The sequence below is a fragment of the Aquitalea magnusonii genome, from assembly GCF_003202035.1.
GTDB lineage: Bacteria > Pseudomonadota > Gammaproteobacteria > Burkholderiales > Chromobacteriaceae > Aquitalea > Aquitalea magnusonii.
In genome coordinates this window covers 87,353-108,152 of the sequence record NZ_QJKC01000008.1, presented here as the reverse complement: position 1 = coordinate 108,152, position 20,800 = coordinate 87,353, and the positions used below count along the sequence as shown (strand labels likewise).

The window sequence follows — 20,800 nt, the reverse complement described above, 5'->3', positions numbered from 1 at the left end:
CGTTCATCTTTTTTGCCTCGCTAGGATTGAGAAAAAAGCCCAGTCGCGAGACTGGGCTTTTTCGTTTGTTCTGTTTGCTCTCGCAGTACACTTCGCTGTGATGTGCCAGTCATCGCAACAAGCAGGCCATTCCCGGCCCGCTTGCCCAATCGTTTCAATGTCTGTCTATTCCTATTGCCTTGCCATGCAGGCTTGGTAGCGCGCATTCACCTTGTCGGCAAACCACTGCGTGGTCAGCTTGCGGCTGATTTTCGGGCTGTGCAGGTCGATCTGGGGCATGCGTTCGCGTGCCAGCGGTTTTCCCGCCTTGCTGTCTGCCAGCGCAAAGACCTTGCGATATAGCTCGCTTTGCCCCAGGGCGCTGTTTTTTTCCTGCTGCAAATCCCTTTCAATGGCGCTCTGGCTCATGTCCAGGCGGCTGCGCAAGCTGAGCAGGGCCTGGTATGTGCTGCCGCTGGCCTGCTTGCCGGTATAGCTGAGCAAGTCACCATCCAGCGCCAGCTTGCGGCCGGTCAATTGGCTGACTGCGGCTTGCAGGGCGGCATTGCGGCTGCTGTAGCGGCCGGCATTGAAGTCGGCAAAGCGGTAGCGCATGTCCTGATACGGGGCCGGGTATTGCAGCAGGATGGCGCTGCCGAAATACACGCCGCCGCGGCGGGTGAATACCTCGTTGCGGATGCTGTTGCCGGTCTGGTAAGGATAGGGCCAGATCCTGACGTGGGCTTCGGCGAATTCCACGCTCACCTGCATCGGCCCGCCGGTACGAATGGGATTTTTCATATTCAGCGGCAGCCCCAGTTTGCCGGCTTCGGCCGCCATGTCCTCGAACAGCAGATTCATTTCGCGCTCGGTGCGCAGGCTGTCGATACGCGCCTTGTAGCTTTTGCCATTGGGCGAGGTTTTCAGCAGGGCGGTTTTGACCACCGGCAGCGGAACCAGATACTTGTTGGCCCTCTCGCCAATCTTGCCCCAGACGATGGCCGGCAGATTGGGCACGGTCGGGTCGCCCTGCCAGCTGGATTCCTGCTCGATCACTGCGGCTACCGCACAGAAGTTGTCTGCCCGGTAAGGAAGCCTGAGGGCGGCAAAGGCACTGAGGATGTCATTATTCCAACCCTGACGATCACTGATGCCTGCCGGTAGCAGCCGGTTCAGCAAGGCGCGTGCCTGGCTGTCGGTCAGCGTTGGCTTGTCGCCGGGTGTGCTGATGGTCGCCGCCGCGGCCGGACGGGCGGGGACAGCAACAGGCGGAGGCGTGGTCACGGGCGTGGCGACGGCTGGACTGCCGGGCGGGGGGCTGACCGCTGCTGGTGCCGGAGGCTGGTTTCGCGACGTGCTGCTGCACGCGCATAGCCCGGCCAGTAGCGCCAGGCTGAAAAGATGACGGGTCATACGGGTAAAGTCCACAAGGCCAAGCCGAGACCTTAGGCTATCTACGCCAGCGCGGCAATGGCTGCGCAGCCTGTGCCGTCCCGTCAGGAAAATGCTGTTACTGCCCCTGCCGTTATTTACAATGCATGACCGGGCCGGCACAAGCACCGTGTCCCGCCCGCGGCCATATCAGGGAGAGAGCGATGATTTATCTATATAGCGCGCAGGACGGCGAGCACTATCGGCAGCTGCTGCAGCAGGCGCTGCCACAGCAGCCCGTCTGCTGCTGGCCGCAGCCGGTGGAGGCCGCGCAGGTGCAATATGCCGTGGTGTGGAATCCGCCAGCCGGTTTTTTTGCCGGCATGACGCAATTGCAGGCGGTATTTGTGCTGGGGGCTGGCGTGGACCGCATTCTGCGGCGGGATGATCTGGATCCGGCGCTGCCGGTGATCCGGCTGACGGATGCCGGCATGGCGCAGCAGATGCTGGAATACGTGCTGTACGGTGTGCTGCATGTGCAGCGCCGCATGGACCAGTACCAGCGCCAGCAGCAGCACCGTCAGTGGCAGCCAGTGGCTGCCACCACCGCTGGCCAGACGCGGATTGGCGTGCTGGGTTTGGGCGAGATCGGCGGCAAGGTGGCGCAAGCGTTGGCGGCGATGGGGTATGACGTGGCCGGCTGGAGCCGGCAGGGGCGGCAGCTGCCGGGTGTGGCTGATTATATTGGTGAGCAGGGCTTGTCGCCCTTGCTGGCGCGCAGTGACATCCTGGTCAATCTGCTGCCGGCCACGGCGCAAACCCGTGGCTTGCTGGATGGCCAGCGCTTGCGGCAACTGCCGCGGGGGGCGGCGCTGATCAATGCCGGGCGTGGCGAGCAGGTGGATGAGGCCGCCTTGCTGGGCATGCTGGATAGCGGCCATCTGCGCTTTGCCATGCTGGATGTCTTTGCCGTGGAGCCGCTGGACAGTGTGCATCCCTTGTGGCGCCATCCCGCCGTGCTGCTGACGCCGCATATTGCGGCCATGACGCTGGCCGAGCCGGCGGTGGCGCAGATCGTGGCCAATCTGCAGGCGCTGCAGCAGGGTGAGCCGCCACAGGGCCTGGTGCTGCGGCAGCGCGGTTACTGAGCTGGCAATGCCGATAGCGGATCGATGGCCTTGCCCTGGCGGCGCAGCTCGAAATGCAGCATGTCACGTGTGCTACCGGAGCGGCCCAGCGTGGCAATCTGCTGTCCGGCTTTGACTGTCTGGCCTTCCTTGACCAGCAGGGTCTGGTTGTGGGCATAGGCGGTGAGGTAGTCGTTGCCATGCTTGATGATGAGCAGGTTGCCATAGGCCCGTATGCCCTTGCCGGCATAGGCCACGGTGCCGCTGGCGGCGGCGCGTACCGGATCGCCCGCCGTGCCGGCGATATCGATGCCCTTGTTGCTGCTGCCATTGAACTTGCCAATCAGGCGGCCGGTGGCCGGCCATTGCAGGGTGATGGCAGAGGCAGCCGGGCGGGGCGGGGTGTTGGGAGCCGGTTTGACGGGTGGACTGGCTGCTGCTTTGGGCTGGGCCGGGCTGCTGCTGGCCTGCGGGCTGATGCGCAGCAGCTGGCCGGCATTGATGCTGGCCGGGTCTTGCAGCTGATTCCAGCTCACCAGGTTGCTGATGCTCTGGCGGTGCCTGAGGGCAATGCGGTAAAGCGTGTCACCGGGCTGGACGCGGTAATAGCCTGCCGGTGCGGGGGGATAGTCCGGCAGCGTGTTGCAGGCGCTCAGTACCAGTAGCAGCAAAAGGGAACAGAGGCGGAAAAAGGATGGCATGACGGGCATTTTAGCATTGCCCGGCATTGCGGGCGGAGCAGGCTGGCTTTCGTTCAGTTCGCCCACTAAGCTGAAAGCCCGGTATGCAATTTTGCAAAGGAGTGCGTGATGGCAGATGAACCATTTTCGCCCCAGAGCTTCCCCTATGCGGTGGAAGTGAAGGCGGGCCAGCGTTACTGGTGGTGTGCCTGTGGCCAGAGTAGCAAACAGCCCTTTTGCGATGGCTCGCATGCCGGTTCCAGCTTCAGTCCGGTGGAGTATGTGGCGACTGAAAGCGCGCTGGTGTATTTCTGTGGCTGCAAGCTGAGCGAGGGCAAGCCCTTGTGCGATGGTTCGCACAGCCAGCTTTCCTGAGTACTTGCTGTCCTTGAATGACAAAACCCCCGCAAGCGGGGGTTTTGTTTTGCCGCAGGCGGATCAGCGCGTGATCGGCTTGTAGCGGATACGCTTGGGCTTGGCGCCTTCTTCGCCCAGACGTTTTTTCTTGTCGGCTTCGTATTCCTGATAGTTGCCGTCAAAGAAGGTCCACTGCGATTCGCCTTCCGCCGCCAGGATGTGGGTGGCGATACGGTCGAGGAACCAGCGGTCGTGGGAGATCACGAACACGGTGCCGGCGAATTCCAGCAGCGCGTCTTCCAGCGCACGCAGGGTTTCCACGTCCAGGTCATTGGACGGTTCGTCCAGCAGCAAGACGTTGCCGCCCTTGAGCAGGGTCTTGGCCAGATGCAGACGGCCACGCTCACCACCGGACAGCATGCCTACCTTCTTCTGCTGGTCGGCACCCTTGAAGTTGAAGCGGCCCAGATAAGCACGGCTGGACATTTCAAAGCGGCCCACGGTCAAGAGGTCGGCACCGCCGGAGACGTCGTCGAATACGGTCTTGTCGTCTTCCAGCCCTTCACGGCTCTGCTCGACAAAAGCCATCTGCACGGTCTGGCCGATCTTCACCGTGCCGGAATCCGGCTGTTCCTTGCCGGCAATCATCTTGAACAGCGTGGATTTACCGGCGCCGTTGGGGCCGATGATGCCGACAATGGCACCGGCCGGTGCCTTGAACGACAGGTTGTCGATCAGCAGGCGGTCGCCAAAGCCCTTGGACACGCCGTCGAATTCGATCACTTCATTCCCCAGGCGCTCGGCCACCGGGATGAAGATTTCCTGGGTTTCGTTACGCTTCTGGGTTTCGTAGCTGGACAGTTCTTCGAAGCGGGCGATACGTGCCTTGGACTTGGCCTGGCGGCCCTTGGGGTTCTGGCGCACCCATTCCAGTTCCTGCTTCATCGCCTTCATGCGCGCGCCTTCGCTCTTGGCTTCCTTCTCCAGGCGCTCTTCCTTTTGCTCCAGCCAGCTGGAGTAGTTGCCCTTCCACGGAATACCTTCGCCGCGGTCCAGTTCCAGAATCCATTCGGCAGCATTGTCGAGGAAGTAGCGGTCGTGGGTGACGGCCACCACGGTGCCGGGGAAGCGCACCAGGAATTGTTCCAGCCATTCCACCGATTCGGCATCCAGGTGGTTGGTGGGTTCGTCCAGCAGCAGCATGTCGGGTTTGGACAGCAGCAGCTTGCACAGGGCTACACGGCGCTTTTCACCGCCCGACAGCGGGCCGATCTTGGCGTCCCACGGCGGCAGGCGCAGCGCATCGGCGGCCAGCTCCAGTTGCAGCTGGACATTGTCACCGGCACCGGCGGAGATGATGGCTTCCAGCTTGGCCTGTTCTTCGGCCAGGGCGTCGAAGTCGGCATCTTCTTCGGCGTAGGCGGCATACACTTCTTCCAGGCGTTTTTGCGCGCCCATCACGTCGCCCATGCCGCTTTCCACTTCCTCGCGCACGGTTTTTTCCGGGTCAAGCTGCGGTTCCTGCGGCAGGTAGCCGATTTTCACGCCCGGCAGATGCTGGACTTCGCCGTCGTATTCCTTGTCCACATTGGCCATGATGCGCAGCACGGTGGATTTGCCCGAGCCGTTCAGGCCCAGCAGGCCGATCTTGGCGCCGGGGAAGAAGGACAGCGAGATGTCCTTGATGATCTGGCGCTTGGGCGGCACCACTTTGCTCACGCGGAGCATAGACATTACATATTGAGCCATGAGGGACCACGCAGAAGGTAATCGTTAACGGGGGGATTCTACCAAAAGCTGGCGGTGCTGGCCTTGCCTGCTTGCGCACTGCCTTACCAGAACCAGGCGAGGATGGCGGTGGTGAGCATGGCGAAGGCGCAGCCGATCTTGGCGGCGGTGCCGACCAGAAAGCCGGCCAGCGTGCCCAGGCCAACCCGCCCGGCCTGCCAGGCGTCGCGCCGGGCAATGAATTCGCCAACCATGGCACCGGCCAGCGGCCCGAGAATGACGCCGGCCAGACCCATGGGCAGTCCGGCAATGCTGCCGATAAAGGCGCCCCACAAGGCCTGTTTGCTGGCTCCGGTCATTTTGGCACCCAGCAGCCCGGCGAGAAAATCCACGGCAAGGCCGCACAGGGTGATCAAGGTGAGGATGGTGAGCGACAGGCTGCCCAGGTGCTGGAAGTCATCGACCCAGCCGATGAGCAGCAAGCCACCCAGTATCAGCGGCAGACCGGGCAGGGCGGGAAACAGGATGCCCGCCAGGCCGATGAGGATCAGCAGGCTGGCCAGCAGGATGAGCAGGATGGTCACGAGGCTTCCTTGTCGTAGCGGCAACACCATGAGAAAGCGGCCGGGCGACGGAAGTTCCGCCAGCCGGCCGCTGTGTCATCCAGACGCCAGGTTCAGCGACTAGCGGGCGTATTCCTCCAGCAGCACGTTCTGCGCGCAGCGCTCCTTGCCACGGCTGGGGCGACGCTTGTAGCTGCCATCCGGCTGCATGTCCCAGGCGTTGACATTGTCTTCCAGATACAGGCGCAGCGCTTCCTTGATGATGCGGCGCTTGACCTTGGGGTCGAGGATGGGCGAGCAGGTTTCAATGCGGCGGAACAGGTTGCGGCCCATCCAGTCGGCACTGGCGATGTACAGGTTTTCCTGCTTGTCGTTGTAGAAGTAATAGACGCGCGGGTGCTCCAGGAAGCGGCCCACCACCGAACGCACGGTGATGTTTTCCGACAGGCCGGGCACGCCGGGGCGCAGCGCGCAGACCCCACGCACGATCAGCTGGATCTTTACCCCGGCCTGGCTGGCGCGGTACAGGGCATGAATCACCTGTGGCTCCAGCAGGGCGTTCATCTTGGCGATGATCTGCGCCGGACGGCCTTGCTGGGCGTGTTCGATTTCGCGTTCGATGGAGTCGAGCAGCAGGCTGTGCAGGGTAAACGGGCTCTGGTACAGCTGCTTGAGCTGGCTGGCACGGCCCAGGCCGGTCAGTTGCACGAAGATGTCGTTCACGTCGCTGGCGATATCTTCGTTGCAGGTGAGCAGGCCCAGATCGGTATAGAAGCGGGCGGTGCGCGGATGGTAGTTGCCGGTGCCCAGATGCACGTAGCGGCGCAGGCGTTTGTCTTCGCGGCGGATCACCATCAGCATCTTGGCATGGACCTTGTAGCCGAACACGCCATACACCACGTGTGCGCCGGCATCTTCCAGGTGGCTGGCCCAGCTGATGTTGGCTTCTTCGTCGAAGCGCGCCATCAATTCCAGTACCACGGTGACCTGTTTGCCGGCGCGGGCGGCGGCGATCAGCGATTCCATCAGCACCGAGTCGGTGCCGGTACGGTATACCGTCATCTTGATGGCCACCACTTGCGGATCGGTGGCTGCCAGATTCAGCATGTCGATGACCGGCTGGAAGCTCTGGAAGGGGTGGTGCAGCAGGATGTCGCCCTTGCGGATGGCCTCGAACAGCGGCACTTTCTTGTCCAGCTGGTCGGGCAATGAGGGCACGAAGGGCGGGAATTTCAGGTCCGGACGGTCGACCAGGTCCGGCACCTGCATCAGGCGTACCAGGTTGACCGGGCCGTTGACGCGGTAGACATCCGGCTTTTTCAGGTTGAACTGGGTGAGCAGGAATTCTTCCATGTGCGGCGGGCAGGTATCGGCAATTTCCAGCCGTACCGCATCGCCAAACTGGCGCTGACGCAATTCGCCCTGCAAGGCGGTGCGCAGGTTTTTCAGGTCTTCGTCTTCCACCGTCAGTTCGCTGTCGCGGGTGACGCGGAACTGGTAGCAGCCCTTCACCGTCATGCCCAGGAACAGCTCGTGCACATGGGAGTGCAGGATGGAGGACAGGAAGACAAAGGTGTGCGGGTGGCCGTTGCACACTTCCGGCGGCACCTTGATCACGCGCGGCAGAATGCGCGGCGCCTGCACGATGGCAATGTCGGACTGGCGGCCAAAGGCATCGCGTCCTTCCAGTTCCACCGCGAAGTTGAGCGATTTGTTCAGCACCTTGGGGAAGGGGTGGGACGGGTCCAGTCCGATGGGGGTGAGGATGGGCAGCAGCTCGTTGCTGAAGAAATCATGCACCCATTGCTGTTGCTGCTCGGTCCATTCGGTACGGCGCAGGAAGATGATGTCTTCCTGGCGCAGCGCCGGGAACAGTACGTCACTCATCACGGCGTATTGCTGGCGCACCAGTTCGTGCGAGGCGGCAGACACCTTGGCCATGATCTGTGCCGGTGTCGAGCCGTCGGCCAGGATACGGTTGGGGGTGAGCTGGGCAGTGTCTTTCAGCCAGGCCATGCGCACTTCGAAAAACTCGTCCAGATTGGAGGAGACGATGCACAGGTATTTCAGGCGCTCCAGCAGCGGCAGGCTTGGATCTTCGGCCTGAGCCAGTACTCTGCGGTTGAATTCGATCAGGCCCAGTTCACGGTTGAGCAGCAACTCGTGGGTTTGTGACATACGGTTTCGCGCCAATGATGAGAGAGGTTGAGACAAAAAAGCCCTCGGTCAGGAGGGCTCGGCGTAATGATTACTGCTGCGGCGGCGTGTAGCCGGCCGGTGCATCGGCACCGGCGCCAAAGAAATAGGCTTCCAGCTGCGCTGCCAGGTACTGGCGGGCGCGGGCATCGGCCAGGCTCAGACGGTTTTCGTTGATCAGCATGGTCTGATAACGCAACCAGCCTTGCCAGGCTTCCTTGGAAACACTTTCATACACACGCTTGCCCAGCTCGCCCGGCAACGGGGGGAAATCGAGACCTTCCGCCTCGCGACCCAGCTTGATGCAATTGACGTTTCTTGCCATTGCGAATCCTTGCAAAAGTTAAACCGAATATACTGCAGTATTGTGTCACAGACATGAAACCCTTCCAACCATGCCGGGGCTGTGGCTGAAGCCGGGTTTTACAGCTGTTTGACGAATATTTTCGAACGGCGCTGATTGTTGTAGAAGGCCTGGCGCGCCAGTGGCAACTGGCCACGGCCGGCTTCGGCGAAGCCGCGTTCGACAAACCAGTGTGCGGTCTGGGTAGTCAGCACGAACAGGGCTTTCAAGCCCTGGGTACGCGCCTGGTATTCCACATGCTTGAGCAAGGTTTCGCCAAAGCGGCCTTCGCGCCGCTCCGGTGCGACCGCCAGGCAGGCCAGCTCGGCCATGCCGGCTTCGGGGAAGGCGTGCATGGCCACGCAGCCATAAATCTTGCCGTCGTGCTCCAGCACCGAATACTGGGAGATTTCCATTTCCAGGTGTTCACGGCTGCGCTTGACCAGAATGCCTTGTTCTTCCAGCGGGCGAATCAGGTTGAGTATGGGGCCGACGTCGTCAATGACGGCGCTGCGGACCTTGACCAGCGAATCGCGCGCAATCATGGTGCCGGTGCCGCCATTGGTAAACAGCTCGGCCAGCAGCGAGCCATCCTCGTGATGGCTGACCAGGTGGGCGCGCGGGATGCCGTCGCGGGTGGCTTTCACTGCATAGGGCAGGTAGGCGGTGACATCGCGCTGCAAGTGCCCGGCCTGCAGCAGGTCTTCTGCCTGCTGGGCGGTGAGCGAGCTGACAAACTGCCCCAGCTCATTGGTGACGCCACGGCCTTCGATCACGAAAATCAGTTTTTCCGCTTTCAGCGCCGAGGCCAGCTGGGCTGCCATTTCTTCCATGGTGAGGTTGAAGGCTTCGCCGGTGACCGAATAGCCGACCGGCGACAGCAAGACCAGCTCGCCAGCGCTCAGCCGGGTATTGATGCCGTCGACATCGATGCGCCGTACTTGTCCGGTGTATTGCATGTCCACGCCATCCAGCACGCCTAGCGGCTGGGCGGTGATGAAATTGCCGCCAGCCACGCGCAGGTGGGCGCCAAACATGGGGGAGTTGGGCATGCCCATCGACAATTGCGCCTCGATGCCGTGCCGGGTAATGCCACAGGCTTGCTTGACGATTTCCATGGTGCTGGCATCGGTCACTCGTCGGTCGCGGTGGAACAGCCGGTTCAGGCCAAAGCGCTTGAGCAAGGCTTCGATCTGGGGACGGATGCCATGCACCAGCACCACGCGCACCCCCAGGCTGACCAGCAGGTTGATATCCTGCGACAGATTGTAAAAACCGCCTTCCATCACGGCTTCGCCGCTGATGGCGAGCACGAAGGTTTTACCGCGAAAGGTATTGATGTAAGGGGCGGCTTCACGGAATGAGAGGACAAATTCCCGATTCAGCATTGTTGGATTGGCTCCCGCCAGGTAAGGACTTCAGAAGTGACAAGCCTAGCAGGAATAGGACGGCATGGGCAGGGCTTTTGCCACCTGTCATCTGCTGGGCGGAAACGAAAACAGCCACCCTGCACATGGCGGGGTGGCTGTCTGCAGCGCTATCAATTGCCTTGCTTGATCAGGATCTGCTGCACCTTGAGGATGTTCAGGCCCTGTGACAGCTGGTAATCCTGCTTCGGATTGGGTTCGCGCGGATTATCCGGGCTGGCGTCCTTGTCATCCTGCGGCTTGGGCGCGTCCTGCTTGAGCGGCGTGGCCACCGGCGGTTTCGCCGGCTTGGCGGCCTTGGCCGGGGCTTCGTCGCCATTCGGATTGGCCAGGTGGTTTTCCAGATCCACCTCGCGCACGCGCAGGGCCTGGTCGGCCGCTGTCACGGTAGCGTCTTCCACCACCACATCCGGCACAATGCCCTTGGCCTGGATGGAGCGGCCGCTAGGGGTGAAGTAGCGGGCGGTGGTCAGCTTGATGCCACCGGCACTGCCCAGCGGCAGGATGGACTGTACCGAGCCCTTGCCGAAGGTCTGGGTCCCCACCAGTACGGCGCGCTTGTGGTCCTGCAGCGCGCCGGCCACGATTTCCGAGGCCGAGGCCGAGCCGCCGTTGACCAGCACCACCAGCGGTACCTTGTGGGTTTCCTGCGGCAGTACCGACAGCGGATCGGGCATGCCCGGGCGGCCGTAGTTCTGCGGCGAGGCGGTCAGCTTCATCTTGGCATCGGCGGTGCGGCCTTCGGTGTACACCACCAGCGCATCCTTGGGCAGGAAGGCGGCCGAGACACCGACGGCGCTGGTCAGCAGGCCACCGGGATCATCACGCAGGTCCAGCACCAGGCCCTTGAGCGGCTGCTTGTTCTGCTTGGTCATGCTGGCCACGGCTTCGGCCAGGTTTTCCGTGGTGTGTTCCTGGAACTGGGTGATGCGGACATAGCCGTAGCCCGGTTCCAGCAGCTTGAACTTGACGCTCTTGGTCTTGATGATGGCGCGGTTGAGGGTGAAGACCAGCGGTTTGGTTTCATTCTTGCGGGCAATGGTCAGCGTGACCTTGGTGCCGGGCTTGCCACGCATGCGCTTGACCGCATCGTTCAGCGACAGGCCGCGTACCGGGGTGTCGTCGATCTTGATGATGAGGTCGCCACTCTTGATGCCAGCCTTTTGCGCCGGGGTGTCTTCAATCGGCGAAACGACTTTCACCAGGCCGTCTTCGGCACCGATTTCAATGCCCAGACCACCGAATTCGCCCTGGGTGCCTTCACGCAATTCCTTGAAGGCATCGGCATCCATGTAGTCGGAATGCGGGTCCAGCCCGCTGAGCATGCCCTTGATGGCCTCGGTGATCAGCTTCTTGTCATCGACCGGATCAACATAATCCTGCTTGATGCGGCCGAATACTTCGGCAAAGGTACGCAATTCGTTCAGCGGCAGCGCCGTGGGCGTGGGGTCCTTGCCGGCGAAAGCCTGCACACTGAGGGTAAGGGCGCCGCCGGCCAGAGCGCCGGCGGCGAGCCAGGCAATTTTTTTCATGCGATGACTAGTCATGTTGTGTGTTGGTCTCCGATACCGCGGGTGGCTTAGCGTACCCAGGTTTGCGGGTTGAGAGGTCGTCCCATATGCCGGATTTCAAAGTACAGGCCGGATTCGCCGCTGTCCAGTGCGCCTGTGTTGCCGAGTGTTTCACCGGCTTTGACCGAACTGCCCACGCTCTTGCCGATGGAGGACAGGCCGGTATACACCGTGAGGTAATTGCCGCCGTGGTCAATGATCACGGCGTTGCCGAATCCGCGCAGCGCATCAGCATACACTACGTTGCCATCGGCGACCGCATGCACGGCCTGGCCGGGTGCCGTTTTGATGAACAGCCCCTTCCAGGAGGTGCCTTCGCTGCGGGCGCTGCCAAAGCGGCCGGCCAGTACACCGGACACCGGCATTTTCATGCGTCCCTGCAGGCTGGTGAAGGCCTTGCCGGCGGCGCTGTTGTCTGCCACCTCGTCCACGGGTTTTTCCTGTGGAACCGGCACGGACTTCTTGGCCACTTCCGGCACCGGCTTGCCTTGCTTGCGGGCGCTTTCGGCCAGTTTGCGGCGGCGTTCGTTTTCCTTCTTGGCCGCAATGGCGGCAGCCTGACGGGCCTTGCGCTCTTCGGCCGCCTTGCGGGCGGCTTCCTTGCGGCGGCGTTCGATCTCCTGATTGATCTGGGCAATCAGGTTGGTCAGCCGCTTTTCATCCTCTTGCAGCTTGCCCAGGCGGCTTTGCCCGGCCTGTATTTCACCGGACAGCTTGTTCAACTGGGCCAGCTTGTTGGTCTTGCTGTTGAGCAGGGCGTTTTTTTCCCGGCTCTTGTGAGTCGACAGCGCGTCCAGGCGGGCCAGCTCCTGTTCCAGCTGGTAGGTGAGTGCTTCCAGTTCGTGCTGGTGGGTAATCAGCTGCGCCACCATCTGCTGCTGGGCTTTGGCAATGTGCTGGTAATACACCATGTCGCGCGAGGTCTGGTTGGGATCGTCGGCATTGAGCATCAGCTTCATGGCGTCGTGATCGCCATTTTTGTACTGCCTGGCCAGCATCTGTGCGACATGCTGGCGCGTGGTGGCCAGCTTGTTTGCGGTGTCTTGTACCTGTTTGCGCAGTTCGGCCAGCTGTTGTGCCGAATTGCTTTGCTTGTTTTCCAGCGTGGCAATCACCTGGCTGGTCTTGGCAATGGCCTGTTCCGACTCCTGGATGGCCGATTTGGCTTCCTGCTGCACCACCTGCTTCTGGGCAAGGTCCTTTTTCAGGCTGTCGATTTCCTTGCGCACCGATTGCAGGTTCTGCTGCTGCGGAGCGGTAGACAGGGGGGGAGAGGCAGTCGGTGTCGCGGCCTGGGCCGCGCCGGCCAGCAGGGCGAACAGCAGTATCGGTTTCATTCCATTATCGCTTCGGATTAAGCCTGTGGCCTGCATGATAACAGGCGGATGCGGAGGGATGGTGCCGGAGAGACCGCCGGTCTGCATGGCAGACCGGCGCAGCGACTTACTGGAAGTCGATCAGCGAACGGCCGGTCATTTCAGCCGGCTGGGGCAGGCCCATCATGGCCAGCAGCGACGGCGAGATGTCCCGCAGTGCGCCACCTTCCTTGATGCGGGCCTTGCGGCCGATGTAGAGGAAGGGCACCTTGTCCAGCGTGTGCTGGGTGTGCGGCTGGTGATGCACAGAGTCGAACATCTGCTCGCAGTTCCCGTGATCGGCGGTGATCAGCACTTCGCCACCGGCGGCGCGCATGGCATCGACGCAGCGCTTGATGCAGGCATCCAGCGTTTCCACTGCCTTGACCGCGGCATCGAACTTGCCGGTATGGCCTACCATGTCGCCATTGGCGTAATTGCAGATGATGGCCTGGTATTTGCCCGAGGCAATGGCCTCGACGATGTGGTCGGTCACCTGGGCTGCGTTCATTTCCGGCTGCAGGTCGTAAGTGGCCACCTTGGGCGAGGGGACCAGGATGCGGTCTTCACCCGGATACACCTGCTCTTCGCCACCATTGAAGAAGTAGGTGACGTGCGGATATTTTTCGGTTTCGGCAATGCGCAGCTGCTTCAGGCCCAGGCTGGCCAGGTATTCGCCAAAGCCATTGCTGATCTTTTGCGGCCCATAGGCCACGGGATTGCTGTATGCGTCGCCATACGAGGTGAGGGTGACAAACTGTGCCAGCTTGGGTTGGCGCGCAGTAAAACCGCTGAAAGACGGGTCGGTCAGCGCGGTGGTGAGCTGGCGTGCGCGGTCGGCACGGAAGTTCATGAATACCGCGACATCGCCATCCTGCATTTTTACCGGCTCGCCGATGCTGGTGGCGGCCACGAACTCATCGTTTTCATCGCGGGCATAGGCGGCTTGCAGCGCTTGCAGGCCGTTATCGGCGTGGTACAGGCCTTCGCCTTCCACCAGCAGGCGATAGGCAGGCTCCACCCGCTCCCAGCGTTTGTCGCGATCCATGGCCCAGTAGCGGCCAACGAGCGATACCAGACGTGCCGCCGGGCAGTCGGCCAGCACTTCATCCAGACGCTTGAGGTAGGTTTCCGCGCTACGCGGCGGGGTGTCGCGACCATCCAGGAAAGCATGCACATAAATCTTGCTGACGCCAGCGGCCTGGGCGGCGCGGATCAGGGCAAAAATGTGATTTTCGTGGCTGTGCACGCCGCCGTCGGACAGCAGGCCCATCACGTGCAGGGCCGAGGTTTTGGCTTGCTGGATGGCTTGTTGCAGGACGGGGTTCTGGTCGAAGCGGTTTTCTTCGATATCGCAGTCGATGCGGCTGATGTCCTGTTGGACAATCCGACCGGCGCCGATATTGAGATGGCCGACTTCCGAGTTGCCGAACTGCCCTTTGGGTAGGCCGACAAAGCCTTCTGAGGCGTCAATCACGCCATAGGGAAAAGCCTGTTTCAGTGCGTTCCAGGTGGGGGTGTTGGCATGCAGGATGGCGTTGTCGTCGCCTTCCAGTCGGTGTCCGAAGCCGTCGAGGATGAGGAGTAATACCGGTGTGATAGCTGTCATGATGTCCACAATCAGAATATTAGAAATTCTTGATGGTATTGGTTTTTTTAGATAGTATTGTACCGTAGTCAAACCAATATAAATACGCATTGCAATCTACTTAGGAGCAGAGCTTGCTGTTCAACGATGACCAGATCGAACAGTCCTCGAGGGCGATGAAGGCCATGTCGCATCCCTTGCGGCTGAAGATCATTTCGGTACTGGGCGACCAGGAAGTCAGTGTGCAGGATATTGTGGAGCAGGTAGGAACCTCGCAGAGCAACATTTCCCAGCATCTGGCCATCATGCGTGACAAAGGTGTGCTGCGCACGCGCAAGGATGCCAACCGGGTGTATTACCGTGTTGGCGACATCCGCACACTGGAAGTACTGAAGATGATGCGAGAAGTATTCTGCGGTTTTGTCGACTGAACTTTAGGTCGGGCAACACCAAGCAAAAAAGGCCGCTTAGCGGCCTTTTTTACGTCTGACATACAGGGTTTTGTGGACGGTGGCGACGAGATCGCCAGCCTGGTCATGGATATCGACCTGCAGTTGCGGCAGATATTTCTCGCCGGCGGCGGTGCGCTGGCGGATGTCCTGCAATTGCGTCTCGTCCAGCCGGAAGCTGGCGCTGACCACGCCGGTTCCCGGCTTGTGGTATTCGATGGCGCCGGCCTTGTCCCACACCACATAGTCGCGCCCCAGGGACTGCATCAGCATCAGCATGAAAAACGGATCGGTCATCGAATACAGGCTGCCGCCGAAATGCACGCCGACATAATTGCGGTTGGTCAGGCCCAGCCGCAAGCGCACATCCACTTGTTTCCAGTCGGCGGCGATGTGACATACCTTGATGCCGGCTCCCAGAAAGGGCGGCCACAGATTGATGATGGTCTTGAGCAGGCGCGGCGAAGGCTTGAGCATGATTGCATTCAAACGGTTGTTTGATTCGCATGCTCGGCAAAAAGCAGGGCCCTGTCAAGCCATCCTTCCTTCGCCTGCCGGTTTTCAGAATGGCAATTCCGGTTGCGCACCTTGCGGGTGATCGATGATGGCCTCGGTGATGCCTTCGGCCAGGCGGAGCAGTACCCGCTCCTGATTCAGCAGCTCCTGCGGTGATTTGACAGCCTGCCCATCACGCTTTTGCACAATGGCATAGCCACGGCTGAGTACGGCTTCAGGGTTCATTGCCTCCAGTGTGGCGTGATGCCGCTGCAGCAATTGCTGCTGCCGGTGCAGTGTCTGGCTGATGCCACGCTGCATGCGCTCGGCCAGCCGGGCAAGTTGTTGCTGCTGCTGGGCGAGCTGGGGCTGGTGGCGCTGCATGCGGCTGCTGGCCAGTTGCAGTGCCCAGCGTCGGCGTGAAAACAGGGTGTCCAGCCCGCGCTGCAGGCGGTCGCCGGCCTGGCCGAGGGCCTGGGCCTGACGGCGCAGCTTGTCACCGGGATGGGCCAGGCGGCGGGCCAGGTAGTCCAGTCGCTGCGACTTGTCGGTGAGCAGCCGGGACAGGGCACGCTCCAGGCCGCGCTTGCCCTGTTCCAGTTGCAGGCGCAGCTGCTCCTGGCTGGGCGAGACCAGCTCGGCTGCCGCAGTGGGGGTAGGGGCGCGGCGGTCGGCGACAAAGTCGCAGATGGTGAAATCGGTTTCGTGGCCGACACCGCTGACGGTGGGAATGGTGCAGGCGGCCAGGGCGCGGGCAACGATCTCTTCGTTGAATGACCACAAGTCTTCGATGCTGCCACCACCACGGCACACAATCAGCACGTCCACTTCCTGTCGGGCCGAAGCTTGCTGGATGGCCGCGGCAATTTGCCGGGCCGCGCTTTCCCCCTGTACCTGTGCCGGGTAGAGGATGACCGGGATGCTTGGCATGCGCCGCGCCAGGGTGGTGACGACATCGCGCAGTGCCGCGGCGGCCGGCGAGGTCACAATGCCGATGGCGCGCGGGTGCGCTGGCAAGGCGCGCTTGCGCGCCTGTTCGAACAGACCTTCGGCATTCAGCTTGACCTTGAGTTTTTCAAAGGCTTCATACAGCCGGCCCAATCCGGCCGAGCGCATGGTGTCGACATTGATCTGGAAGTCGCCACGGGCTTCGTACAGGGTGACCAGGCCCTTGAGCTCCACCTGCATGCCTTCGGCCAGACGGAAGGGGAGCAGGCTCAGCTTGTGGCGGAACATGACGCAGCGGATCTGGGCGCCACCATCCTTGAGCGAGAAATAGGCGTGACCGGAAGCGGCCAGCGTCAGATTGGATATTTCACCGCCTATCCACATGGGGGGCAGGCCCGATTCGAGCAGGTCGCGTGCCATGCGGTTCAGCGAGGAGACGCTGATCACATCATTGGCCGAGGTATTGAAATTCATGGTTGTCAAGTCATCCACAGCAAGAATACCGTTTTTTGTCGTCTGTAAATTGTCTGACAATGCTTTTGGCTGGGGGTATCTTGCTTTGATTAAATTCTTTTAAAAACAAATACTTGTGCATTTTGTTCAAATTGCGTGCAGCCGGATGAAAGCGCCGTGCCAGCAGGATATGCGCAGTCTGTTCACAAGCTTATCAACAAAGTTATCCACAGCATCTGTGGATGCTGGCAAATTTCCCTTAGAAAATCGAACCTTAGCGAATTTACTTACATTGCTTTGGGAAATGTCTTTTTTTATTGGCGGCAACGCGCGGTCTACGGTTGCCGAGAACCCCGGCAACCGCTAAAGTTTAGCGTTTAGCTAAAGCTTTGGAGAGTGTTTCGTGTGGTCAATCATTGAAGCGGCCGGCTGGCCGATCTGGACCATCATTCTGGCCTCGGTCATTTCGCTGGCCATCATCTTCGAGCGGCTGTTCAGTTTGCGCGCGTCGCTGATCGTGCCGGATGGCCTGCTGGCGCAGACTGTAACCGAATATCGCCGGGTTGGCGCCTCTGCCGACCTGCTGCAATTACTCAACAACCATTCCCCGCTGGGCAAGCTGTTTGCCGCCGGTCTGCGTAATGTCAGCGTCAGCCGCGAGGTGATGAAAGACGCCATCGAAGACGAAGGCCGCGTGGTGGCACATCAACTGGAACGCTTTCTGAATACGCTGGGCACCATCGCGGCCATGGCCCCCTTGCTGGGCCTGCTGGGTACGGTGATCGGCATGATCGAGATTTTCGGTTCGCAGGCACCGGGCGGTTCCACCAATCCGCAGCAGCTGGCACATGGCATTTCCATTGCACTGTACAACACGGCTTTCGGTTTGATCGTGGCCATTCCCAGCATGATGTTCTATCGCCATTTCCGCGCTCGCGTGGATGGCCTGCTGGTGGAGATGGAGGCGCAGGCGGTGAAGCTGGTGGAAGTGCTGCACGGCGAACGCCAGAACGGTAGCAAGCCATGAATTTTCGTCGCGGACGGCACCGCGAGGAGCCGGAAATCAATTTCATCCCGATGATTGATTTGCTGCTGGTGATCCTGATTTTCCTGATGGTCACCACCACCTATTCCAAGTTCGCCGAGCTGAAGATCAATCTGCCCAGTGCCCAGGCCGAAACCAGCCAGCCTGCGGCTGCCGAAATCACCGTCGCCGTGGCTGCATCCGGTGAAATGGAGGTGGCCGGACACAAGCTGGCCGCCGCGGACAAGTCTGCCTTGCAGGCGCAGTTGCGCGATGCGGCTGCCGGCAAGAAAGACCCGGTGGTCATCATCAACGCCGATGCCAAGGCGACCCATCAGTCGGTGGTGAGCGTGATGGAGGCTGCGCGGGCCGTGGGCCTGACCCAGCTGACTTTCGCCACGCAGAATACTGCGCCGTGAGTCGTCTCAGCCAACGCATCGAACGCCACTGGTATCAACCAGCATGGTGGCTGACAGCCCTTCTGGCTCCGCTGGAAGGGCTGTTTGCACTGGTCTCGGCGCTGCGGCGCACCGGCTATCGCCTGCGGCTGCTGCGCAGCCACCAGCTGGCGGTGCCGGTGGTGGTGATCGGCAACATCAATGTGGGCGGTGTTGGCAAAACACCGCTGACGCTGAGCCTGCTGGCGGCGCTGCAAGCCCGTGGCGTGCGGGTGGGGGTGATCAGTCGCGGTTATGGCGGGCAGCACCGGCAGCCCACGCTGCTCACTGCGGATAGCCGCCCGGAGCTGGTGGGGGACGAGCCCCTGCTGCTGGCGGCCAGTGGTGCACCGGTTGCGGTGGGGCGCGACCGGGTGGCCGCCGGCCAGTTGCTGCTGCGTGCTCATCCCGATTTGCAGCTGATCCTGACCGATGATGGCCTGCAGCATTACCGGCTGGCTCGCACGCTGGAAGTGGTGGTGCTGGATGGCGGGCGTGGTCTGGGCAATGGCCATTTGCTGCCGGCCGGCCCGCTGCGCGAACCGGCCTCGCGTCTTGCCAGCGTGGATGCCGTGGTGGTGAACGGGGCCGCGTCTTCCTTGCCGCTGCCGGCCACGCTGCCCTGCTTCCAGATGCAGCTGCGTGCCGAGCGCCTGGTGGCGCTGGCGGATCCGGCCTGCAGTCGCAGTGTGGCGGATTTTGCTGCCGAGCCGGTGCTGGCACTGGCTGGCATCGGTCATCCGGAACGTTTTTTCAATACCTTGCGCGGCCTGGGATTTTCCCTGCAGCACTGTCTGAGCTTTCCCGATCATCACGCTTTCAGCCCGGCGGATTTGCCGGCGGGCGACCAGCCCATCATCGTCACCAGCAAAGATGCGGTGAAATTGCGGCGGGTGATTCATGATGCGGCGCAGCGTGCTAGACTATGGGTCTTGCCGGTTACGGCACAGCTGACGCCGGATCTGGCAGGCTGGCTACTTTCCCGATTGAAGATAAGACATGGACGCTAAATTTCTGGACATCCTGGTGTGCCCGCTGTGCAAGGGCCCGCTGGTATTCGACAAGGCCCGGCAGGAACTGATCTGCAAGGGTGATCGTCTGGCTTTCCCGGTGCGGGACGGTATCCCGATGATGCTGGAAACCGAAGCGCGCGAACTGGCGCCGGAAGAAGAAGTGAAATGAGCGGTTTTGCCGTCGTCATTCCCGCGCGCATGGCCTCCAGCCGGCTGCCGGGCAAGCCGCTGGCTGATCTGGCCGGCAAGCCCATGGTGGTGCGGGTGGCCGAGCAGGCGGCAAAAAGTGCGGCCAGCCAGGTGGTGGTGGCGACCGATCATGCCGATATCGTGCAGGCCTGCGCCGCACATGGCATTGCCGCGGTGATGACGCGTGCTGATCACGCCAGCGGTACCGACCGTCTGGCGGAAGTCGCCCAGCAGATGCAGTGGGATGCCGCGCAGATCGTGGTGAATGTGCAGGGCGACGAGCCCTTGATCGATCCGGCGCTGATCGACCAGCTGGCCGCGCTGATGGCCAGCACACAAGTGCCGATGGCCACGGTGGCCCATCCGTTTCATGCTGCCGCCGACATGTTCAATCCCAATGTGGTCAAGGTGGTGCTGGACCATGCTGGGCGGGCCCTGTATTTCAGCCGGGCCCCGATACCCTATGCCCGTGACGCGTTTGCACACGATACAAGCGTCTTGCCGGCAGACCTACCGGTCTTGCGGCACATCGGCATGTATGCCTATCAGGCAGGCTTTTTGCAGACCTACAGCTCATTGAGCCCGGCACCGCTGGAACAGTTCGAAGCACTGGAACAGCTGCGTGTGTTGTGGCATGGCTACCCCATCATGGTGGCCACGGTGAGCGAAGCACCCGCAGCCGGCGTGGATACGCCGGAAGACCTGGAACGGGTGCGTGCCGTACTGGCCGGGCGCTGAGCGTCCGGCAAGGCCGCAGCAGAAGACGGCCGATGAACACCAAACACAATAAACGACATACAAACTGACGGGAGTAATTATGCGATTGATTCTGTTGGGCGCTCCGGGCGCTGGCAAGGGTACTCAGGCCAACTATATTCGTGAACAGTTCGGCATTCCGCAGATTTCCACTGGCGACATGCTGCGCGCTGCCGTCAAGGCCGGCACGCCGCTGGGCCTGGAAGCCAAGGCCATCATGGATGCCGGCGGCCTGGTGCGTGACGACATCATCATTGGCCTGGTGAAAGAGCGTATTGCGCAGGACGACTGTGCCAACGGTTTTCTGTTCGACGGTTTCCCGCGTACCATTCCGCAAGCCGAAGCCATGATTGCTGCCGGCGTGGATATCGACTACGTGGTGGAGATCGATGTGCCGGATGCCGCCATTGTCGAGCGCATGGCTGGCCGTCGTGTGCACGTGGCTTCCGGTCGTACCTACCACATCACCTTCAACCCGCCGAAAGTGGCCGGCAAGGATGACGAGACCGGTGAGGACCTGATCCAGCGTGATGACGACCACGAAGAAACCGTGAAAAAGCGCCTGGCGGTTTATCACGAGCAAACCGAAGTGCTGGTGGGCTTTTATGGTCAGCGCGCGGCCAGTGGCGATGCCAAGGCTCCCAAGTACGTCAAGATCGATGGCACCCAGCCGGTCGAAGTCGTGCGTGGCAATGTATTGAAGGCGCTGGGCGCCTGAGCTGCAGATTGAGCTGTTGCTGTTACCAAGCGG

21 protein-coding genes are annotated in these 20,800 nt (G+C 61.4%); 9 read left to right on the top strand and 12 right to left on the bottom strand.

The features are described 5' to 3' along the window. Positions 1-171: 171 nt before the first annotated feature. Positions 172-1,263, bottom strand: coding sequence for a DUF1615 domain-containing protein (locus DFR38_RS10195; protein WP_082693994.1), 1,092 nt, complete (start codon positions 1,261-1,263; stop codon positions 172-174). 311 nt (positions 1,264-1,574) lie between these two features. On the opposite strand from DFR38_RS10195, the gene DFR38_RS10190 reads away from it, so the two are divergent. After that, positions 1,575-2,498, top strand: a complete 924-nt coding sequence (locus tag DFR38_RS10190) for a 2-hydroxyacid dehydrogenase (protein ID WP_110313358.1) — start codon at positions 1,575-1,577, stop codon at positions 2,496-2,498. On the opposite strand, the gene DFR38_RS10185 is transcribed toward DFR38_RS10190, so the two are convergent. Beyond that, complete coding sequence (locus DFR38_RS10185) at positions 2,492-3,178, bottom strand: M23 family metallopeptidase (protein ID WP_082693521.1); 687 nt, start codon at positions 3,176-3,178, stop codon at positions 2,492-2,494. The genes DFR38_RS10190 and DFR38_RS10185 overlap by 7 nt on opposite strands. Before the next feature lie 108 nt (positions 3,179-3,286). Between DFR38_RS10185 and DFR38_RS10180 the strand changes: the two genes are divergently transcribed. Continuing rightward, entirely contained in the window at positions 3,287-3,532 is a 246-nt protein-coding gene (locus DFR38_RS10180) for a CDGSH iron-sulfur domain-containing protein (protein ID WP_059286555.1), read from the top strand. Between the two features lie 63 nt (positions 3,533-3,595). Here the strand turns inward: DFR38_RS10180 and ettA are convergent, their stop codons facing one another. The 8 genes from ettA to gpmI form a co-directional block, all read right to left on the bottom strand. Then, positions 3,596-5,263, bottom strand: coding sequence for an energy-dependent translational throttle protein EttA (gene ettA, locus DFR38_RS10175; RefSeq protein ID WP_059286554.1), 1,668 nt, complete (start codon positions 5,261-5,263; stop codon positions 3,596-3,598). An 83-nt stretch (positions 5,264-5,346) separates the two neighbouring features. Further along, complete coding sequence (locus tag DFR38_RS10170; protein ID WP_059286553.1) at positions 5,347-5,826, bottom strand: DUF456 domain-containing protein; 480 nt, start codon at positions 5,824-5,826, stop codon at positions 5,347-5,349. A gap of 99 nt (positions 5,827-5,925) precedes the next feature. Further along, positions 5,926-7,983 carry a polyphosphate kinase 1 gene (gene ppk1 / locus DFR38_RS10165; RefSeq protein ID WP_059286552.1) on the bottom strand — a complete coding sequence of 686 codons (2,058 nt, stop codon included), beginning with the start codon at positions 7,981-7,983 and terminating at the stop codon, positions 5,926-5,928. A 70-nt stretch (positions 7,984-8,053) separates the two neighbouring features. Then, positions 8,054-8,326 (bottom strand): oxidative damage protection protein, encoded by a 273-nt coding sequence (locus DFR38_RS10160; protein ID WP_059286551.1) that lies wholly within the window; start codon positions 8,324-8,326, stop codon positions 8,054-8,056. 98 nt (positions 8,327-8,424) lie between these two features. Further along, positions 8,425-9,732, bottom strand: a complete 1,308-nt coding sequence (gene argA / locus DFR38_RS10155; protein ID WP_059286550.1) for an amino-acid N-acetyltransferase — start codon at positions 9,730-9,732, stop codon at positions 8,425-8,427. A gap of 152 nt (positions 9,733-9,884) precedes the next feature. Continuing rightward, positions 9,885-11,303: a S41 family peptidase gene (locus DFR38_RS10150; protein WP_059286549.1), complete on the bottom strand. Its 1,419-nt coding sequence runs from the start codon at positions 11,301-11,303 to the stop codon at positions 9,885-9,887. 47 nt (positions 11,304-11,350) lie between these two features. Next, positions 11,351-12,679: a murein hydrolase activator EnvC family protein gene (locus DFR38_RS10145; RefSeq protein WP_059286548.1), complete on the bottom strand. Its 1,329-nt coding sequence runs from the start codon at positions 12,677-12,679 to the stop codon at positions 11,351-11,353. Positions 12,680-12,785: 106 nt separating this feature from the next. Next, a complete protein-coding gene (gene gpmI, locus DFR38_RS10140) occupies positions 12,786-14,306 on the bottom strand; it encodes a 2,3-bisphosphoglycerate-independent phosphoglycerate mutase (RefSeq protein WP_110313357.1) in 1,521 nt (506 codons plus the stop codon). Between the two features lie 113 nt (positions 14,307-14,419). On the opposite strand from gpmI, the gene DFR38_RS10135 reads away from it, so the two are divergent. Then, positions 14,420-14,716 (top strand): ArsR/SmtB family transcription factor, encoded by a 297-nt coding sequence (locus DFR38_RS10135; RefSeq protein ID WP_045845528.1) that lies wholly within the window; start codon positions 14,420-14,422, stop codon positions 14,714-14,716. A 36-nt stretch (positions 14,717-14,752) separates the two neighbouring features. Here DFR38_RS10135 and DFR38_RS10130 read toward each other — a convergent pair whose 3' ends face one another. Both DFR38_RS10130 and xseA read right to left on the bottom strand, forming a co-directional pair. After that, positions 14,753-15,211 carry a DUF4442 domain-containing protein gene (locus tag DFR38_RS10130; RefSeq protein ID WP_059286556.1) on the bottom strand — a complete coding sequence of 153 codons (459 nt, stop codon included), beginning with the start codon at positions 15,209-15,211 and terminating at the stop codon, positions 14,753-14,755. 84 nt (positions 15,212-15,295) lie between these two features. Then, the gene (xseA, locus tag DFR38_RS10125) at positions 15,296-16,651 is read right to left on the bottom strand and encodes an exodeoxyribonuclease VII large subunit (RefSeq protein WP_110313356.1); all 1,356 of its coding nucleotides are present in this window, start codon (positions 16,649-16,651) and stop codon (positions 15,296-15,298) included. 382 nt (positions 16,652-17,033) lie between these two features. Here xseA and DFR38_RS10120 point away from each other — a divergent pair, with 382 nt between their 5' ends. The 6 genes from DFR38_RS10120 (at position 17,034) to adk (ending at position 20,767) form a co-directional block, all read left to right on the top strand. Beyond that, a complete protein-coding gene (locus DFR38_RS10120; RefSeq protein ID WP_059287618.1) occupies positions 17,034-17,657 on the top strand; it encodes a MotA/TolQ/ExbB proton channel family protein in 624 nt (207 codons plus the stop codon). After that, on the top strand, positions 17,654-18,073 hold the full coding sequence (locus DFR38_RS10115) for an ExbD/TolR family protein (RefSeq protein ID WP_059287619.1): 420 nt from the start codon (positions 17,654-17,656) through the stop codon (positions 18,071-18,073). The genes DFR38_RS10120 and DFR38_RS10115 overlap by 4 nt, the downstream gene beginning before the upstream one ends. Continuing rightward, complete coding sequence (lpxK, locus tag DFR38_RS10110) at positions 18,070-19,101, top strand: tetraacyldisaccharide 4'-kinase (RefSeq protein ID WP_110313355.1); 1,032 nt, start codon at positions 18,070-18,072, stop codon at positions 19,099-19,101. Before DFR38_RS10115 ends, lpxK begins: the two co-directional genes overlap by 4 nt. Next, positions 19,091-19,273 carry a Trm112 family protein gene (locus DFR38_RS10105; RefSeq protein ID WP_059287169.1) on the top strand — a complete coding sequence of 61 codons (183 nt, stop codon included), beginning with the start codon at positions 19,091-19,093 and terminating at the stop codon, positions 19,271-19,273. Before lpxK ends, DFR38_RS10105 begins: the two co-directional genes overlap by 11 nt. Then, a complete protein-coding gene (gene kdsB / locus DFR38_RS10100; RefSeq protein ID WP_059287168.1) occupies positions 19,270-20,031 on the top strand; it encodes a 3-deoxy-manno-octulosonate cytidylyltransferase in 762 nt (253 codons plus the stop codon). Before DFR38_RS10105 ends, kdsB begins: the two co-directional genes overlap by 4 nt. Positions 20,032-20,110: 79 nt before the next feature. Beyond that, positions 20,111-20,767: an adenylate kinase gene (gene adk, locus DFR38_RS10095; protein ID WP_059287167.1), complete on the top strand. Its 657-nt coding sequence runs from the start codon at positions 20,111-20,113 to the stop codon at positions 20,765-20,767. The last annotated feature ends 33 nt before the right edge of the window (positions 20,768-20,800 follow it).

Coding starts and splice junctions, on each gene's coding strand:
- DFR38_RS10190 (WP_110313358.1), top strand. CDS start 1,575: ATGATTTATCTATATAGCGCGCAGGACGGCGAGCACTATCGGCAGCTG.
- DFR38_RS10185 (WP_082693521.1), bottom strand. CDS start 3,178: ATGCCATCCTTTTTCCGCCTCTGTTCCCTTTTGCTGCTACTGGTACTG.
- DFR38_RS10180 (WP_059286555.1), top strand. CDS start 3,287: ATGGCAGATGAACCATTTTCGCCCCAGAGCTTCCCCTATGCGGTGGAA.
- ettA (WP_059286554.1), bottom strand. CDS start 5,263: ATGGCTCAATATGTAATGTCTATGCTCCGCGTGAGCAAAGTGGTGCCG.
- ppk1 (WP_059286552.1), bottom strand. CDS start 7,983: ATGTCACAAACCCACGAGTTGCTGCTCAACCGTGAACTGGGCCTGATC.
- DFR38_RS10160 (WP_059286551.1), bottom strand. CDS start 8,326: ATGGCAAGAAACGTCAATTGCATCAAGCTGGGTCGCGAGGCGGAAGGT.
- argA (WP_059286550.1), bottom strand. CDS start 9,732: ATGCTGAATCGGGAATTTGTCCTCTCATTCCGTGAAGCCGCCCCTTAC.
- DFR38_RS10150 (WP_059286549.1), bottom strand. CDS start 11,303: ATGAAAAAAATTGCCTGGCTCGCCGCCGGCGCTCTGGCCGGCGGCGCC.
- DFR38_RS10145 (WP_059286548.1), bottom strand. CDS start 12,679: ATGAAACCGATACTGCTGTTCGCCCTGCTGGCCGGCGCGGCCCAGGCC.
- gpmI (WP_110313357.1), bottom strand. CDS start 14,306: ATGACAGCTATCACACCGGTATTACTCCTCATCCTCGACGGCTTCGGA.
- DFR38_RS10130 (WP_059286556.1), bottom strand. CDS start 15,211: ATGCTCAAGCCTTCGCCGCGCCTGCTCAAGACCATCATCAATCTGTGG.
- xseA (WP_110313356.1), bottom strand. CDS start 16,651: ATGAATTTCAATACCTCGGCCAATGATGTGATCAGCGTCTCCTCGCTG.
- DFR38_RS10115 (WP_059287619.1), top strand. CDS start 17,654: ATGAATTTTCGTCGCGGACGGCACCGCGAGGAGCCGGAAATCAATTTC.
- DFR38_RS10105 (WP_059287169.1), top strand. CDS start 19,091: ATGGACGCTAAATTTCTGGACATCCTGGTGTGCCCGCTGTGCAAGGGC.
- kdsB (WP_059287168.1), top strand. CDS start 19,270: ATGAGCGGTTTTGCCGTCGTCATTCCCGCGCGCATGGCCTCCAGCCGG.
- adk (WP_059287167.1), top strand. CDS start 20,111: ATGCGATTGATTCTGTTGGGCGCTCCGGGCGCTGGCAAGGGTACTCAG.